Here is a 15,640-nt window from a genome sequence, read left to right as displayed (position 1 = left end):
CGCGCCACGCATCCGCCTGACCGGCACCGCCACCCTCCTCGTGCTGGTGTTGGCCATGGCAAATACGAGAGCGGTGGCGGCGCCCACCACATACACGGTCGATCCGACCCATACCAGCGTCTACTTTGGCGTCAGCCACTTCGAGCGCACCACCGTACGTGGCCGCTTTGGCAAGATCGACGGACGCATCATCTACGATCCGGCCACGGGCGCAGGCTCGCTCGATTTCACCGTCGACACCGATTCAGTCGATAGCGGCAATCGCAGCCTCGACGGCGTACTGCGCTCGGGCCAGTTCCTCGATGCGCAGAATTTTCCGGTAGCGCGGCTTCAGGCCAACCGCTTCGTCGTGGAGGCGGGCAAGCTGGTTGCCGTGGAGGGCACGTTTTCGCTGCATGGCGTCACGCAGCCATTGAGGCTCGAGGCGGACCGTTTCAGTTGTGGCCAGACAGTGCTGTTTGGCGTCAGGCGCGATGTCTGTGGCGGAGACTTCCATGCCAGCTTCGCGCGCAGCGCTTTTGGCATGACACGTTTCCTGCCGGACGTTGGCGATACCATCACATTGCAGATTTCTGTTGAGGCATCGCCTGCCGGCCCGGCGCAGTGACGCCGCACGTGACGACCCCGCATCACCTATAAATCGAAAAAAGTCAGTAGAATCAGCGCTTTGCCGAACCATCCTGCCGCGTTCCGCCACTGCGTACCCGGCCAGACGCGAGTCAAGATGAGCCTGATCTCCCTGAATGACGTCGTCGCGGCGTCACTGGCTGCTGCCGGCGCCTGCCTGGCGTGCAGCATTCCCGCCGATTTCCTGCGCCGCTTCCCGTTGTGGGCCTTCAAGACGTATGGCCGTGGCGCCCTGCTGTTGCCGCTGCTGGCCATGATGGTCGGCACGCTGCTGACACGCATTGCCATTGCCGGCCAGATCAACAGCAATGGCGGCCTGGCGCTGGTGGCAGCCGCCGCATTCCTTGCCCTGATACTGGCTTCCGCGCTGCTGCGCTTCTGGCTCGGCGAATACCGCAAACCCTGACCAGAACAGCGCGCAGTCGCACATAGCCTGCGCGGTTTTCCATCGCACCGCCGCACGGATCACGTATGATGCGGCCTTTCGCGTGCCGTGCAGCGTTGCCGGCGCGCGCCGCATTCCCGATCCCATGGCGCTCAAATCCACGATCTTCAAGGCCGACCTGTCCGTTTCGGACATGGACCGGCCGTACTACGGCAGTCACACGCTCACCATCGCCCAGCATCCGTCTGAAAACGACGCGCGCATGATGGTCCGCCTGCTCGCGTTCGCCTGCGAAGCCACCGAATCGATGGCTTTTACGCGCGGCCTCGACGAACCCGATGAGCCCGACCTCTGGGACAAGACCCTGACCGGCGATATCGCCCACTGGGTCGAGCTGGGCCAGCCCGACGAAGCCCGCCTGAAACGTGCCGCCGCACGTGCCGACCGCGTCACCGTCTATACCTATCAGAGCGCCAGCGCGCGCGAATGGTGGAAAGGCATGGCCGGCAAGGCCAGCAAGCTGCGCAACGTGACCGTCTACAATGTGCCGTCGGAAGCCGTGGAAGCGCTGGCGCAACTGGCCCAGCGCGCCATGCGCCTGTCCGTGACGATCCAGGACGGCGATATCTGGGTCAGTGACGACGACCACAACGTGCAACTGACGCGCGAAGTGCTCCAGCGCGCTGACGACTGAATCCCGGCCAATTCTCAGCCACACAGAAAAGGAAGAACGCGATGCAAACCACTCCCTCCGGCCTGCAATTCGAAGACACCGTTGTCGGTTCGGGCGATGAAGCCAAGGCCGGCAAGCACGTGACCGTGCACTACACCGGCTGGCTGTACGAAAACGGCCAGGCAGGCCGCAAGTTCGATTCGAGCAAGGATCGCAACGATCCGTTCGTGTTCCCGCTCGGTGCCGGCCACGTGATTCGCGGCTGGGATGAAGGCGTGCAAGGCATGAAGGTTGGCGGTACGCGCCGCCTGGTGATCCCGGCCGACCTCGGCTACGGCGCGCGCGGCGCCGGTGGCGTGATCCCGCCGAACGCCACGCTGCTGTTCGAAGTGGAACTGCTGGCAGTCTGACCCCCGGGTTCGGCAAACCATGAAAAACGGACGCCTCGGCGTCCGTTTTTCATATGTTTCGCATCTTTCCGTAGGGCATCAGAACCCTATCGCCGCATTGCCCACATCGATACGCACCTTGTCCCGGTCAAGCAGCCGGCCCGCGTGCCGGGCATAGTCCTGCGCCCAGTCGGGATTGCCGCTGAAGCGGCCCTCCCCTGAGAACTTGGCCACATTGAGGATCTTGTCGATCACAAGCACCTTGCCCACCGGGCTCGACGCCTGGCAGTCCAGTTCCGCATATTCATGGTCGAACCAGCGCCAGGCGGCATCGTCGGTTACCCCGGACAGCTCATCGTCCTGCAGCGTGTATTCAAATTCCTTGCCGCTGCCAAATACCACGGTCAGGGTACGAGCCATGTCTGGTTCTCCGAAGTTCTGCGTGCGTTCTACGAGGTTAGGGTCCCTATTGTAGTGACTTGGCACCCGATCGGCACAGGTACCGGTGTGACCGCCGACCACCCCACCGTTGCCTGCTACACACACCTTGCCCCCAAACTGTGGTTTGCTTGCGACGCATCAATGCGCTTTGGATTATTCTTTCAGCCATGGCCATCACCAGACAGGACCTCGAAGCAGATCGGCTGCGCACGACGCTGTGCAGTACGCCGGTCGCGTCCTCGCTACTTCCCGAGGCTGATGTCGAGCGTTCGATGTGCCACACGCTTGCCCACCGCCCCGAGTGCCCCGGCCTGAATGGCGACGTCTGGGTATTCGGCTACGGCTCGCTGATCTGGAATCCGATGGTGGTTCATACGGAGAGCCGCCTGGCCACTGTGCACGGTTACCACCGGGGTTTCTACCTTTACTCGAAGATCAATCGCGGCACCTGGGACAATCCGGGGCTGGTGCTTGGTCTCGATCGCGGCGGTTGCTGCACGGGCATGGTGTTCCGCATTCCCGGGCATGTGGTCGAGCAGGAATTCCGCGTGCTCTGGCGCCGCGAAATGATGACCGGCGCCTATCACCCGCGCTGGCTGCGCGTGAAACTCGACGCGACCCCCGGGGCTCCCGAGCAGCGCGCACTGGCTTTCGTGATGAACCGCGAGCATGCCAGCTATGCCGGCCGGCTGCCCGATGCCAGCGTGGTGGATCGCCTACGCCATGCCTGCGGGCTATACGGGCCGGCGCGCGAGTATCTGCATCAGACGCTGCTGGGTCTGGCCACGCACGGTGTCGACGACCCCTACCTCGGCCGGCTCTGGCGCCAGTTGCAGGAAGGCGATGCGAGCGATGCCGCCGGCCAGGCCTGTGCCATCGCAACGCCGGTAGCCACCTCGGCCACCACCGCAACCAGTGCGGCGGACGCAGTGGCAGCTACCACCCAACCTCACGAAACTGTCTGACCCAACGCCCAGCCGATCATCATGACGCGCTCCCAGACCCGCCCCCGTCGCCAGGCACTTGCCGAGATCCTCGGGCTGATGGGTTTGCTGATGGGAGGCGGCCTGCTGGCTGGCCAGGGTGGCCAGACGCTGGCCCGCACGCTGGGCGGCATGCGCGACGCGTCATCGCCAACGCCATCGCCGCACGCGCCTCATATGGCCCCACCCACGCCATCGCGTGGCGAAGGCATGGCCGCGCTGGACCGCAACCTGATCACTGCCGCCAGCATTGGCGACCTGGACCTCCTGAATCGCCTGCTCAGGGCCGGCGCATCGCTGCAGGCCACCGACGAACGCGGCCGGTCCGCGTTACTCGCCGCGGTCTACAACCGCCGCAGCGAGGTGGCTCGTGCACTGATCATGGCCGGAGCCGACGTCAACCAGAAGGATGCGGAAGCCAATAGCGCGTTCCTGCTGGCGTCCGCCACCAACCAGATCGATGTGGTGCGCCTGTCGCTGTCGCACGGCGCCGACCTGCGCAGCACCGACCGCTACGACGGCACCGCGCTGATCGCCGCCAGCCAGCATGGCAATGTGGAAGTGGTAAGGCTGCTGCTCAAGGCAGGCGTGCCGGTTGACCGGGTCAACCAGCTCGGATGGACTGCGCTACTCGAAGCCATCATCCTCGGCGACGGCAGCACGCGCTATGAAGAAATCGTTCAACTGCTACTGGACGCCGGCGCCGACGCCAACCTGGCCGACCGCGAAGGCATCACGCCCTCGCGCCATGCGCGAGAACGTGGATACAAGACAATGGTAAAGATGCTGATGCGCGCGCGCGGACATTGATTCTTGTCTTGTTCCCCTCTCCCACCGTGTGGGAGAGGGGTTGGGGGAGAGGGCATGAGGTTCTGCTTGCCGACTCTCGCAATTTGAGCCGCTGGCCCTCTCCCCCGCCCCTCTCCCGCCGTGCGGGAGAGGGGAGCACACCGAGGGCATACTGACTGACTACTACTGCTGCCGCGCGTTCTCGGTTTCCTGCAACTGGCGCCACATCACCTTGCCGGTGCCCGATTTTGGCAGTGCATCGACAAACTCCACCACGCGCGGGTACTTGTAGGCGGCCATGTTTTCCTTGGCCCATTCGATGATGTCCTCGGGCGAGGTCTTGCCCTTGGCATCGGTACGCAGTACCACCACGGCCTTGACCGTCTCGCCGCGATACGCGTCGCGCGTGCCGATGATGCAGGCTTCCTGCACCGCCGGATGCTTGTACAGCAGGTTCTCCACCTCGGCCGGCCACACCTTGAAGCCCGATGCATTGATCATGCGCTTGAGGCGGTCGGTGATGAAGAAGTAGCCCTCTTCGTCCACGCGTCCCAGGTCGCCCGTGCGGAAGTACGTCTGGCCTTCGAACTCGATGAATGCGTCGCGCGTGGCGTCTTCCTTGCCCCAGTAACCCTTGAACACCTGCGGACCGCGCACGATGATTTCGCCCACTTCGCCGGGCGGCAGTTCCTGCAGCGTGACCGGGTCCACCACGCGTGCATCGGTATTGAAGGTCGGTACGCCCAGGCATTGCAGCTTGGCGCGCTCCGACGGGTTGCTATGCGTCGGGGCCATGGTTTCCGACAGCCCATAGCCTTCGAGGTAGCTCAGCCCGAATTGGGTCTTGAGCCGCTCGGCCACTGCCTGCGGCATGGCCGCGCCACCGCCCCCGATATAGCGCAGGCTGCCGACATCGAACGATGCCAGGTTCGGGCTACCGAGGAAGTCGATGACCATGGTGGGGATATTGGTCCAGTGCGTGACCTGGTAGCGCGAGATCAGGCGGCCGGCCACTTCACGATCCCAGCGCGGCAGCATCACCACGGTGGCGCCGGTGTAGATCGGGCCATTCATGCCGTACTGCATGCCGGTCACGTGGAACAGCGGCAGCACCGACAGGATCACCGATTCGGCACCGCTGCCCGACCACGTCGCGCCACCAATGACGTTGTGCATGACCGAGCGATGGGTGTGGATGCAACCCTTCGGGAAACCCGTGGTGCCCGACGTGTAAGGCATCACAGCCATATCGTCCGGACCGGCGGTATGCGGGCCAGGTTGCAGCCCAGCGCCCAGCGCCTCGGTCCACGGCGTGGCATTGGCGGGCAACGGATGCTGCGCGGTCAGCCATGCCGGCGGGGCGTCCTCGGGGAATTCGTGCGATGGTGGCAGCGCATCGGCATATTGCGTGACCAGCAGGTGCTGCAGGCGCTGATCGGGCGCCAGTTCACCATCGGCCTGCATCACGCCAGCGGCCAGGTCTGCCGTGCAGATCGCCACGCGCGCCTGGGCATCGGTGACGTAGTGCTTGAACTCTTCGGCGCGATTCATCGGATTGACCGGCACCACGACGGCATCGGCACGCAGGATTGCGTAGTAGCTGATGATGAATTGCGGGCAGTTCTGCATGTAGAGCAACACGCGATCGCCCTTTTTCACTCCGGCCTTCTGCTGCAACCAGCCTGCCAGCGCAGTGGCCTGCTCTTCAAGCGCGCGAAACGAGACAGCGTTGCCGAAGTAGCGGATCGCGGCCTTGTCCGCATAGCGGTGCGCCGAGACTTCGAGGTTGTACCAGAGCGAAGTCTCCGGCAACACGATTTCGGTCGGGACGCGCTTGGGCCAAAACTGGAAGTGCGGGCGCACGGGCTTGGTGGTCATGGTGTCTCCTGCGGACGGTCTTCAAGGACCGGTTTCTGGGATCGCGTGCTGCGCAAGGCGGGCCCTGCGTAGTGGTCAAGCAATATAACTGAACGACCGTTCTATTTTCAACAGGAGGTTTTCCCTCCTTTGCTGCAGGGACGGTTGTTTTTTGGGGCTCTGCCCTCACAATGGTGAAGTCCGGCCACTATCGTGGCCATCTGATTCCGAGGTGCAGAACATGAGCGACGTTACCCTGCAGAATTTCGAAGCCGAAGTCATCAACAGCCCGGTACCGGTGCTGGTCGATTTCTGGGCACCTTGGTGTGGACCATGCCGCACGCTCGGTCCGATGCTTGAGAAGCTCGAGGCCGAAGCCGACGGCAAATGGAAGCTGGTCAAGGTCAATGTCGACGAGAACCAGCAACTGGCCTCGCACTTCGGCGTGCGCAGCATTCCCCATGTCGTGGCATTTGCCGATGGCCAGGCCGTCAACCAGTTTGTTGGCGTGCTACCGGAATCGCAGCTACGCGATTTCCTCGATACGCTGGCGCCGAACGACGGCGTGGTCACGCTGGAAGATGCCCAGGCGCTGGCAGCGGCTGGCGATCGCGACGGGGCCCAGGCCGCTTATCAGGCCGTCCTGGCCCACGACCCCGAGAACGACGCGGCACGCCTGGCTTATATCGGCTTCCTGCTCGACGGCGATGCCATCGACGCTGCCGAAGCAGAGTTTGGCCGCCTGTCGCCACTGGCACCGCAAGAAGATGCCTACGCCGCGTTGCGCACCCGGCTCGATGCCATGAAGGGTCTGGATGACCTTCCCGACGGTGCGGAGCTGAAGGCCCAGGTCCAGGCTAATCCGGCAGACCTGAGCGCACGGCTCGACCTGGCCCGCGTACTGATCGCGCGCCGCGAGTACGAACCCGCGCTCGAGCAACTGATGGAAATCGTGCGCCGCGACCGCAGCTTCGAAGACGATGTCGGCCGCAAGACGATGCTATCGGTGTTCGAGATGATGGCCGCTACGCCCGAGTTGGTATCGAAGTGGCGGCGGCAGTTGAGTACGGCGCTGAATTGAGCGGGTGAGGAACTGAGTGTTGCCTCCCCTTCAAGCCGCCGGCGCCTCGATCAACGAGAAGCCGTTGGCTTTCATATGCTCGACCATCATCGTATCCATCGACTTCACGTGATTGTCGAACCAGCCTGACAGTTCATCGACAAGGCGGCGTCCCAGCGAAAGTCCCCCCTTGCCAGGGCCCTCGGGATCCGCCTGTTCCTCGGCCACCTTGTCGCGCACGGCCTTGACTACGGCCATCACGCCCTGGTGTTCATTGGTGTGGCAATGGCGCGGGCCGAACTGCATGGCCTCCATCCATTGCTCTTCCTGCTCGAAATGATGACGCGTGTGTTCGATCCACGCGTCGAATGCGGCCAGGAAATCGGTGTCGCTGGCCCGGGCTGTCGCATCGAGCAGTTGCAGGAATTCGGCATGGGTGGCGTCAGTCACCGGTTCGCCGAGGCGAAGCGCGTCAGGCAGGCCTTCCGACGAAAGGCCTTCGTAGGGATTGTGTGCTGCGGACATGGGCCGATAGCTTTCTTTTGAGTCAGGCGAAAAGGATACCGATTTCCCGGCAATCCGATCTGATTTTCCGCAAACAACGGTATGCTTGACGCTCGCGCCTTCTGCCAGACACCCTGCCATGCCCCGACTGATCTTCTTCTGCGGCCACGCCGGCACCGGCAAGACCACGCTAGCGCACCGGCTGATCGGACCGCTGATGCAGGCTACCGGTGAACCGTTCTGCCTGCTCGACAAGGACACGCTCTACGGACGCTACAGTGCCGCCGCCATGCGCGCCATCACTGGCGACCCGAACGACCGCGACAGTCCGGCCTACCTAGATAACCTGCGCGACCCCGAATACGAAGGCCTGCTCGACACCGCGCGCGAGAACCTGATGCTCGGTATCAGCGTGATCGTGATCGGGCCATTGTCACGCGAGATCCGCGCGCATCAGCTGATCGATCCGCAGTGGCTGCATGTGCCGGAGGGCACGCAAACCCGTATCTTGTGGGTGCATCTTCCCGAGGACGAAGCGCATGCGCGCATCATCAAGCGCGGCAATCCCAATGACGCGTACAAGCTCACGCACTGGGACGCCTATCGCACCCGCCGTTTTTCGCCCAGTCCCACCGAGTATCCCGAACTGATCTACTTCGACAACCAGGCGCCCGATGACGCTGCAATAGAAAAGTTGCTGAAGACGCTGGCCGGCTGATCGCGACGCGTTCTTCAACCGGCCACGAGCGCGTTTATCACTGTCGAGGCGGCCACAAAGCCAAATACGGCCGTCACCCCCACCGACGATCCGAATCCCGCGCACGCCAACCCTTGCGGGCCAGGACGCGGTGCCGGGGGAACCTCGTCAATTTCGCACGCCTGCTGCTCGGGTTCCGGATAACGCAACGGTTCGTCCGAGTACACGGCCTCGATGCCGAACTTCTTCTTCGGATCGCGTGGGAAGCCCCATTGGCGGCGCAGGTTGCCGCGCACCTTCGCCAGCAGCGGGTCCTGGACGGTGCGGGCAAAGTCATCGACACGCACACGCGTCGGGTCGAGCTGGCCGCCCGCGCCACCGCAGGTGATCACGCGCACGCCCTCGCGACGCGCCCAACCCAGTATCGCGGTCTTGATCTTCACGGCATCGATGGCATCGATCACATAGTCGAAGCCCGACAGCAGCGCGGCAACATTGTCCTCCGTGACAAAGTCATCGATGGGCGTCACGCGGCAACGCGGGTTGATCGCTACGATTCGCTCGGCCATGGCTTCGACCTTGGCGCGCCCATAGGCATCGCCCAGCGCATGAATCTGCCGGTTGGTGTTGGACGCCGCAATGTGATCGAGGTCGATCAGCGTGATGCGGCCCACCGCATTGCGTGCCAACGCCTCGGCGGCCCAACTGCCCACCCCGCCGATGCCGATCACGCACACGTTGGCGGCTTCGAGCCGCGCCAGGCCTTCGACGCCATACAGACGTGCCACACCGCCAAAGCGGCGATGGTAATCGTCGTCGGCTGGGCTTTCGTGGGTCAGGGGGGCAGGCAGGTCCTGCTCTGCCAGAGGCGTGGGGGCAATTGTCATGGCGGATTTCTTATTTCTGCCGGCATTCTATGCCAGCAGCCGAAATCCATCCGGGGAAAAAATAGGTTTCCCGACGACCGCAATGTCAGCCGAAGGCCGACAACCACGCAGCGTGAGCTTCCCTACAATAGGGTTGCAGTGGTCCATTCGCCGCACGGCCGCCAACAGGAGTCCACCCCTTCATGCCCGCCTCGCGTCGCCAGAAAATCATTCTATGGAGCGTATTCACGCCGTTGGCGTTGATCGCGCTTCTGGTCATCATCATCCTGACCTTCGACTGGAACCGGCTCAAGCCGTGGCTCAACGACAAGGTCTCGCAGGCCATTGGCCGGCCATTCGCCATCAACGGCGACCTTGTGGTCACATGGAAACGCGCCCAGGGCGAGACCGGCTGGCGCACGCTGGTGCCTTGGCCGCGCCTTTCCGCCAAGGACATCACGATCGGCAACCCTGACTGGGCCAAGGCGCCGAATATGGGCACGGTGCGCGAACTGATCTTTGTGCTGCGCCCGGTGCCACTACTGGTCCACGAGATCAATGTGCCAACGATCGTGGTGGACAGCCCCGCGGTCTGGCTGGAGCGGCTGGCCGACAAGCGTAACAACTGGACCTTCGACACTGGCCCGAAGACCGGCCACTCCAAATGGCATCTCGATATTGGCGAAGTGGTCCTGCAACGCGGCAACCTGGCCTTGGCCGATGCCGCGGAGAAGATTGAACTGCAGGCCACGCTCGACACCGTTGGCGACCAGGCGCTTTACGACAAGGCGCGCGATGGCGCGCTGGTGCCACCCACCGATGCCTCGGCAGCATCGGCGGCAGCCACCACACCCGCTTCTGCGCCGGCCAGCACGGCTGGCAAGGACACAAACGAGAGCCGCTATGGCATCCGCTGGAAGGCGGTAGGCCACTACAACCAGGCCACCATCAACGCCAACGGCAAGGCCGGTACGGTGCTGAGCCTGCGCGACGTCGATACGCCGTACCCGGTCCAGGCCGACGTGCGCGTGGGCGCCACGCGCGCCGTTGTCGAAGGCACGCTGACCAATCCGGCCCATCTGGGGGCACTCGATGTCAACCTGATGCTCTCGGGCGACAACATGGCGTCACTGTATCGGCTGACCGGCATTGTCCTGCCATCGACCCCACCATATCGTACGCAGGGTCGCCTCGTCGCCACGCTCAAGAAGGGGGCATCGACCTATACCTATCGCGACTTCACCGGCAAGGTAGGTGGCAGCGATCTTGGCGGTACGCTCACGTTCGCCCAGCGCTCGCCACGCCCGATGCTCTCTGGCGAACTGGTCTCGAAGCAGTTGCTGTTCGCGGATCTGGCGCCGTTGATCGGCGCCGACGCCAAGCCCGGCCAGGCGGCCAAGGAAAGTCCGGTGAAGCAGCCCGCCAACAAGGCATTGCCGGTGGCGCCGTTCCGCACCGAGCGTTGGGATGAGATCGATGCCGATGTGAAATTTACCGGCGAACGCATTGTGCGCGATGAAGCGCTGCCCATCACCAACCTGAACACGCATCTGAAACTGACCGATGGCGTGCTGCTGCTCGATCCACTGAACTTTGGCGTGGCCGGCGGCAACCTGGTATCCACGATCCGCCTCGACGGCAAGCGCGAGCCGATGGGCGCGATGCTCGACATGACCGCGCGCCACCTGAAGATCAAGCAACTGTTCCCAAAGGTGGAAAGTACGCGCGCCAGCGTTGGTGAAATCAACGGTAGCGCCAAGCTCTCCGCCACCGGCAATTCCGTGGCCGCGCTGATGGGGTCGTCCAATGGCGAAGCCAAGCTGCTGGTGGAAAACGGCACGGTCAGCAAGTTCATCCTCGAAGCCATTGGCCTGAATGTAGGCAGCGTGGTGGTCTCGAAACTGTTTGGCGACAAGCCCGTGCAGATCAACTGTGGCGTCAGCGCGTTCGGCTTCAAGGACGGCGTGGCTCGCGCCCAGACCTTCGTGCTCGATACCCAGGACGCTGTCATCACCACCGATGGCGCGGTCGATTTCAAGGACGAACGGCTGGCCTTGACGATCCACCCCGATTCGAAGGGACTGCGCATCATTTCATTGCGCTCACCGCTCTATGTCGGCGGTACGTTCAAGAATCCGTCGGTGAGCCCCAATATCGCGATCCTGGCGCTGCGGGCCGGGGGCGCACTGGCGTTGGCACTGACTGCGCCGGTGGCCATGTTGGTACCGCTGCTCGATATTTCCCCGGGCGGCGACGAAAGCGAGTGCGCGAAGTTGCTGGCGGAACTCAAGAAGCGGCCTACCGCGCCACCTCCCGGCAAGACTTACCAGGGCCCGTCGGCCGGCAAGGGCCAGCAGGCAGGCCCGGCCATTCCCGAATCGCCCACCAAATCGGATGCGGCGCGCGGCGAGCCCTCACCGCCGCCAACCAAGCCCCGCCTGCCCGCGCCCTCGGTGCAGCAGAATCCGTCGCGCCCAACCAACGACGCACAGCTTTATCAAGGCGGCTGATCACCGCCAACCCCTCGCTGTCGCCTCAACGCCGCTCTCAGTGCAGCAAATGCGCAACACATTGGCCGCTGTGGCCGCCAATGTGTTGCGCATTTGCACGCCCCCCTTCACCGAAGTTGTGCATGGCCCGCTAGCAGTCGCATAATCGAACGGTCGTTGATTAAGCAAGTATTGAACGAACAACGACATGCAACGTCGCCGTTGCCGGGTTCCAGTCCGGCCATCGGTGTCTTGTAAGGTGCGGCTTCGGCCGCATCCATTTTTCTTTCTCGCGCGTCTTATCGCCCGGAACGACAGACCCTTGCCGGCGGCGCGAACCACCTTCTTGCCCCCCGCGCCCACCATGACGTTGCCTCACGCCGCCGTCCCTCCGATCAGTTGGCTGATCGCGCTGACGGTGTGCAATCACGTGGCGTTCAACGCCAGCCGTGTCGTCGTTTCCCTATTTGCCATTTCGCTCAAGGCCTCCACGGTCACGCTGGGCATCCTGATGTCGCTCTACGCGCTGCTGCCGATGTTCCTGGCCATCCGCGCCGGCAAGCGCATCGACGAAATTGGCCCGCGCCTGCCAATGACCGCCGGCTCGCTGATGGTGGTGGCGGGCACGCTGCTGCCGGCGGTATGGCACGACATTTCATCGCTGTACGCCGCGTGCGCATTGATCGGGGTCGGCTTCATGCTGGTGCAGGTAGCCATGCAGCTACTGATCGGCCAGGTCTCGACCAATGAAACGCGGCTGCGCAACTACACCCTGCACGCGTTGGGCCTGTCGATCTCGGGCACGCTCGGGCCGGTGGCCATGGGCTACACGATCGAGCATGCCGGTTTCCGGACCGCTTTCTGCCTGCTGGTGGTGGTGGCGCTGGTGGGCCAGGCGGGCCTGCAGTACGTACGGCCACGCCTGCCAGCCACGGGCGGCAATGCCGGTCGCATCGCGATCGAGGACGGCTCGCGCCATTCCACGCTGGACCTGCTGCAATTCCCCGAGTTGCGCGCGGTATTTGTCGCCAGCGCGGTGCTTTCCGCCGCGTGGGACTTGCACGCATTCCTGATTCCGATCCAGGGCACCCGTATCGGACTGTCGCCGTCGATGATCGGCTGGGTACTCGGCGCATTCTCGATCGCCACGCTGGCGATCCGCGTGGCCATGCCGATGGTCTCGCGCCATTTCTCTGAATGGAAGATCATCCGCCTGGCGTTGCTGGTCGGCGCCCTGGCCTACCTTGTCTATCCGTTCGTGTCGCACTTCTGGCTGATGTGCGGCCTCGCGTTCGTGCTGGGCCTGGCCCTGGGCAGCGCGCAACCGAACGTGATGAACATTCTCCATACCGTGTCGCCGTCGGGCCGCGCCGGCGAAGCGCTGGGCCTGCGCTCGGCCGTGCTCAACACCAGCCAGGTGGTCTGGCCGCTGACGTTTGGCGTGGTGGGTACCGCGCTGGGCATGCTGCCGATCTTCCTGTCGATGGCCGGCGCAATGGGCGCGGCCAACTACTACTCGCGCAAGCAGGTACGCGGCACGGCGCCCAAGGCCAGCACCGTGAAGCTCACGGAATAGGGAAACGGCTACGTTTCTATTGCCACAGCGCAAATGCGTCGTGCGGCGCATTCGCTATACTCGAAGCATCCTCGTCCACATGATGTCCATGTGGACCAGACACTTCGACATGCGATATGACCCAGCTCGCTGACCTGCGCCGCAACTACATGCTGAGCGCACTATCCGAATCCGACGTGGCAGGCGATCCGATCCGCCAGTTCCAGACCTGGTTTGACGAGGCCATGCAGGCCAAGCTGCCCGAACCCAACGCGATGACGCTGGCCACCGTGGGTGCTGACGGCCAGCCGTCTGCCCGCATCGTGCTGCTCAAGGGCATGGATGCGAACGGCTTCACCTTCTTTACCAACTACGAAAGCCGCAAGGGCCTCGACATCGAGGCCAATCCGCGCGCGGCATTGCTGTTCCACTGGGTGCAACTCGAACGCCAGGTGCGCGTGGAAGGCATTGTCGAGAAAGTGGCCGATGCCGAGAGCGACGCCTACTACGCGACGCGCCCGCTCGGCTCGCGCCTGGGTGCCTGGGCTTCCGAGCAAAGCCGTGAAGTGGCCGGCCGCGATGTACTGGAAGCGCGCGAGGCCGACTTCCGCAACCGCTTCGGCGAGAACCCACCGCGACCGCCGCATTGGGGCGGCTATCGCGTCAGGCCTACCTGGATCGAGTTCTGGCAGGGGCGGCCGTCGCGGCTGCACGACCGGATCGGCTATCGCCAGCAGGCCGATGGCAGCTGGCAGATCGTGCGGCTGTCGCCTTGATGCGTAGTCAGGCGTAATGGGGCGCAGTGGAGCGGCCGCATGGCAGTAATGCCAATTGCAATGCCTGCTTGATCTGACAGCTACGACGCACTTCGTAGTCAGCGGCGACCCGCACTGCACAATTGCGGATTTTGGCGTAAAGTTGGTGAGACGCCGCACCGGCCATGTATCGGTGGGCCCCCCAGGCCAGCGCTGCGAGCCGCATGCAGCAGTCGTGAAATCAGCGACCAGGTAACCAGTACGCGCAGCCGACCATGGGGCATTTCGTTCGAGAGGGATAACCAACCAATCGGGAGAAAGCCGCATGTTCTTCAAGCAAGCCATCGACAAGCAGCTAGACAGCTGGATCTCTGACCTCCGCCAGCAGGCCAACCTGCCGGTCAGGCTCCGGCTCTGGAACGGTAGCGAGTACCAGTTGGGCAGTTTCGACAAGCCCGACGTCACGCTGACCGTGCGCGAGGCCTCGGCCCTGCCCCTGCTGCTGGTGCCAAGCCTGGACAACCTCGGCGAAGCCTACGTCCAGGAAAAGATCGATCTCGATGGTCGCCTGACCGACATCATCAAGGTCGGCTATGGCTTCTCGGCCGCAGCCGCGCGCAGTGCCGGCGGAGCGCTGGCCCGGGTAGCGCAACATTTCGCGCATACCAAGGCCGAGGACAGGGCGTCGATCCAGTACCACTACGACGTTTCAAACGACTTCTACAAGCTCTGGCTCGATCCGCGCATGGTCTATTCGTGCGCGTACTTCGAGGACGGCAATGAAGACCTGGCCACCGCGCAACTGAAGAAGATCGACCACATCCTGACCAAGATCCGCGTGGAACCGGGGCATACACTGCTCGATATCGGTTGCGGCTGGGGTGCGCTGGTGATCCGTGCGGCGCAGAAATACGGCGCTCGATGCGTGGGCATCACGCTATCCCAGAACCAGTTCGACCTGGCAACCGAACGCGTGAAAGAGGCCGGCCTGCAGGACCGTATCGAAATCCGGCTGCAGGATTATCGCGATACGCAGGGGCAGTTCGATCGCATCACTAGCGTTGGCATGTTCGAGCACGTCGGCAAGGAAAACCTGCCCGGCTACTTTGGCCGCATCAGCAAACTGCTCAAGGACGAGGGCGTGGTGATGAACCACGGCATCACGGTTTCCGACCCGGACAGCGGCGAAGTGCCGATGGATGGTTCGGGCTTCATGGATCGCTACGTATTCCCGCAAGGCGAGTTGCCACATATCGGCCTGGTGTTGAACACCGCGCAGCAAGGCGGTCTCGAAGCGTTCGACGTCGAGTTGCTGCGCCGGCATTATGCGCAGACGCTACGCCACTGGGCAGAGAATTTCGAGAGCAACTCGGAGACGATCCGCACGATGGTAGGCGAGAAGAAATACCGCATCTGGCGCATCTATATTGCCGGCTGCGCGCATGCATTCACCATGGGAAAAATGTCGCTCTATCAGGTGGTTTGCCAGAAGGCGGGCCGGAGTGCCGATACGTTCCCGGTCTCGCGGCGTTATATTTACGCGTCTCCGATTGGAAATTCCGCCTGACGC

At 63.4% G+C, this 15,640-nt stretch carries 16 protein-coding genes; 12 read left to right on the top strand and 4 right to left on the bottom strand.

All coding sequences use genetic code 11. From position 1 onward, the window contains the following. The first annotated feature begins 55 nt into the window (after window positions 1–55). The 4 genes from ACO550_RS21640 to ACO550_RS21625 all read left to right on the top strand — a co-directional run bounded on the left by ACO550_RS21640 (window position 56) and on the right by ACO550_RS21625 (window position 2,095). Complete coding sequence (locus ACO550_RS21640; RefSeq protein ID WP_315594870.1) at window positions 56–607, top strand: YceI family protein; 552 nt, start codon at window positions 56–58, stop codon at window positions 605–607. Window positions 608–724: 117 nt separating this feature from the next. Next, window positions 725–1,033 (top strand): hypothetical protein, encoded by a 309-nt coding sequence (locus tag ACO550_RS21635; protein ID WP_315594839.1) that lies wholly within the window; start codon window positions 725–727, stop codon window positions 1,031–1,033. Window positions 1,034–1,157: 124 nt separating this feature from the next. After that, window positions 1,158–1,706: a YaeQ family protein gene (locus ACO550_RS21630; RefSeq protein WP_315594840.1), complete on the top strand. Its 549-nt coding sequence runs from the start codon at window positions 1,158–1,160 to the stop codon at window positions 1,704–1,706. A 41-nt stretch (window positions 1,707–1,747) separates the two neighbouring features. Then, the gene (locus tag ACO550_RS21625) at window positions 1,748–2,095 is read left to right on the top strand and encodes an FKBP-type peptidyl-prolyl cis-trans isomerase (RefSeq protein ID WP_019448016.1); all 348 of its coding nucleotides are present in this window, start codon (window positions 1,748–1,750) and stop codon (window positions 2,093–2,095) included. Window positions 2,096–2,173: 78 nt separating this feature from the next. Here ACO550_RS21625 and ACO550_RS21620 read toward each other — a convergent pair whose 3' ends face one another. Further along, entirely contained in the window at window positions 2,174–2,494 is a 321-nt protein-coding gene (locus ACO550_RS21620; RefSeq protein WP_315594841.1) for a hypothetical protein, read from the bottom strand. Window positions 2,495–2,682: 188 nt separating this feature from the next. Between ACO550_RS21620 and ACO550_RS21615 the strand changes: the two genes are divergently transcribed. Together ACO550_RS21615 and ACO550_RS21610 are read left to right on the top strand one after the other, a co-directional pair. Beyond that, entirely contained in the window at window positions 2,683–3,480 is a 798-nt protein-coding gene (locus ACO550_RS21615) for a gamma-glutamylcyclotransferase (RefSeq protein ID WP_315594842.1), read from the top strand. A gap of 21 nt (window positions 3,481–3,501) precedes the next feature. Beyond that, on the top strand, window positions 3,502–4,308 hold the full coding sequence (locus tag ACO550_RS21610; protein ID WP_315594843.1) for an ankyrin repeat domain-containing protein: 807 nt from the start codon (window positions 3,502–3,504) through the stop codon (window positions 4,306–4,308). Window positions 4,309–4,470: 162 nt separating this feature from the next. Here ACO550_RS21610 and ACO550_RS21605 read toward each other — a convergent pair whose 3' ends face one another. Beyond that, window positions 4,471–6,165 (bottom strand): long-chain-fatty-acid--CoA ligase, encoded by a 1,695-nt coding sequence (locus ACO550_RS21605; protein ID WP_315594844.1) that lies wholly within the window; start codon window positions 6,163–6,165, stop codon window positions 4,471–4,473. A gap of 220 nt (window positions 6,166–6,385) precedes the next feature. Here ACO550_RS21605 and trxA point away from each other — a divergent pair, with 220 nt between their 5' ends. Then, complete coding sequence (gene trxA, locus ACO550_RS21600; RefSeq protein ID WP_315594845.1) at window positions 6,386–7,225, top strand: thioredoxin; 840 nt, start codon at window positions 6,386–6,388, stop codon at window positions 7,223–7,225. A 30-nt stretch (window positions 7,226–7,255) separates the two neighbouring features. On the opposite strand, the gene ACO550_RS21595 is transcribed toward trxA, so the two are convergent. Further along, the gene (locus ACO550_RS21595; protein WP_315594846.1) at window positions 7,256–7,729 is read right to left on the bottom strand and encodes a hemerythrin domain-containing protein; all 474 of its coding nucleotides are present in this window, start codon (window positions 7,727–7,729) and stop codon (window positions 7,256–7,258) included. A gap of 118 nt (window positions 7,730–7,847) precedes the next feature. Here ACO550_RS21595 and ACO550_RS21590 point away from each other — a divergent pair, with 118 nt between their 5' ends. Further along, window positions 7,848–8,426, top strand: a complete 579-nt coding sequence (locus ACO550_RS21590; protein ID WP_315594847.1) for an ATP-binding protein — start codon at window positions 7,848–7,850, stop codon at window positions 8,424–8,426. A gap of 14 nt (window positions 8,427–8,440) precedes the next feature. Here ACO550_RS21590 and tcdA read toward each other — a convergent pair whose 3' ends face one another. After that, a complete protein-coding gene (gene tcdA / locus ACO550_RS21585) occupies window positions 8,441–9,292 on the bottom strand; it encodes a tRNA cyclic N6-threonylcarbamoyladenosine(37) synthase TcdA (protein WP_315594848.1) in 852 nt (283 codons plus the stop codon). A gap of 182 nt (window positions 9,293–9,474) precedes the next feature. Here tcdA and ACO550_RS21580 point away from each other — a divergent pair, with 182 nt between their 5' ends. From ACO550_RS21580 to ACO550_RS21565, 4 genes are all read left to right on the top strand, one after another. Continuing rightward, a complete protein-coding gene (locus ACO550_RS21580; RefSeq protein ID WP_315594849.1) occupies window positions 9,475–11,781 on the top strand; it encodes an AsmA family protein in 2,307 nt (768 codons plus the stop codon). Between the two features lie 343 nt (window positions 11,782–12,124). Continuing rightward, a complete protein-coding gene (locus ACO550_RS21575) occupies window positions 12,125–13,336 on the top strand; it encodes an MFS transporter (RefSeq protein WP_315594850.1) in 1,212 nt (403 codons plus the stop codon). A gap of 116 nt (window positions 13,337–13,452) precedes the next feature. Next, on the top strand, window positions 13,453–14,091 hold the full coding sequence (gene pdxH, locus ACO550_RS21570) for a pyridoxamine 5'-phosphate oxidase (RefSeq protein WP_315594851.1): 639 nt from the start codon (window positions 13,453–13,455) through the stop codon (window positions 14,089–14,091). A 304-nt stretch (window positions 14,092–14,395) separates the two neighbouring features. Next, window positions 14,396–15,637, top strand: coding sequence for a class I SAM-dependent methyltransferase (locus ACO550_RS21565; protein WP_315594852.1), 1,242 nt, complete (start codon window positions 14,396–14,398; stop codon window positions 15,635–15,637). Window positions 15,638–15,640: the final 3 nt, after the last annotated feature.

The sequence above is a fragment of the Cupriavidus sp. genome, assembly GCF_057315035.1.
Note: the sequence above shows the minus strand (reverse complement) of the source record. Positions and strands in the feature narration are given on the sequence as shown.

Excerpts from the sequence above, each read along its gene's own strand:
- ACO550_RS21640 (WP_315594870.1), top strand. The coding sequence starts at position 56 with ATGGCAAATACGAGAGCGGTGGCGGCGCCCACCACATACACGGTCGAT.
- ACO550_RS21635 (WP_315594839.1), top strand. The coding sequence starts at position 725 with ATGAGCCTGATCTCCCTGAATGACGTCGTCGCGGCGTCACTGGCTGCT.
- ACO550_RS21630 (WP_315594840.1), top strand. The coding sequence starts at position 1,158 with ATGGCGCTCAAATCCACGATCTTCAAGGCCGACCTGTCCGTTTCGGAC.
- ACO550_RS21625 (WP_019448016.1), top strand. The coding sequence starts at position 1,748 with ATGCAAACCACTCCCTCCGGCCTGCAATTCGAAGACACCGTTGTCGGT.
- ACO550_RS21620 (WP_315594841.1), bottom strand. The coding sequence starts at position 2,494 with ATGGCTCGTACCCTGACCGTGGTATTTGGCAGCGGCAAGGAATTTGAA.
- ACO550_RS21615 (WP_315594842.1), top strand. The coding sequence starts at position 2,683 with ATGGCCATCACCAGACAGGACCTCGAAGCAGATCGGCTGCGCACGACG.
- ACO550_RS21610 (WP_315594843.1), top strand. The coding sequence starts at position 3,502 with ATGACGCGCTCCCAGACCCGCCCCCGTCGCCAGGCACTTGCCGAGATC.
- ACO550_RS21605 (WP_315594844.1), bottom strand. The coding sequence starts at position 6,165 with ATGACCACCAAGCCCGTGCGCCCGCACTTCCAGTTTTGGCCCAAGCGC.
- trxA (WP_315594845.1), top strand. The coding sequence starts at position 6,386 with ATGAGCGACGTTACCCTGCAGAATTTCGAAGCCGAAGTCATCAACAGC.
- ACO550_RS21595 (WP_315594846.1), bottom strand. The coding sequence starts at position 7,729 with ATGTCCGCAGCACACAATCCCTACGAAGGCCTTTCGTCGGAAGGCCTG.
- ACO550_RS21590 (WP_315594847.1), top strand. The coding sequence starts at position 7,848 with ATGCCCCGACTGATCTTCTTCTGCGGCCACGCCGGCACCGGCAAGACC.
- tcdA (WP_315594848.1), bottom strand. The coding sequence starts at position 9,292 with ATGACAATTGCCCCCACGCCTCTGGCAGAGCAGGACCTGCCTGCCCCC.
- ACO550_RS21580 (WP_315594849.1), top strand. The coding sequence starts at position 9,475 with ATGCCCGCCTCGCGTCGCCAGAAAATCATTCTATGGAGCGTATTCACG.
- ACO550_RS21575 (WP_315594850.1), top strand. The coding sequence starts at position 12,125 with ATGACGTTGCCTCACGCCGCCGTCCCTCCGATCAGTTGGCTGATCGCG.
- pdxH (WP_315594851.1), top strand. The coding sequence starts at position 13,453 with ATGACCCAGCTCGCTGACCTGCGCCGCAACTACATGCTGAGCGCACTA.
- ACO550_RS21565 (WP_315594852.1), top strand. The coding sequence starts at position 14,396 with ATGTTCTTCAAGCAAGCCATCGACAAGCAGCTAGACAGCTGGATCTCT.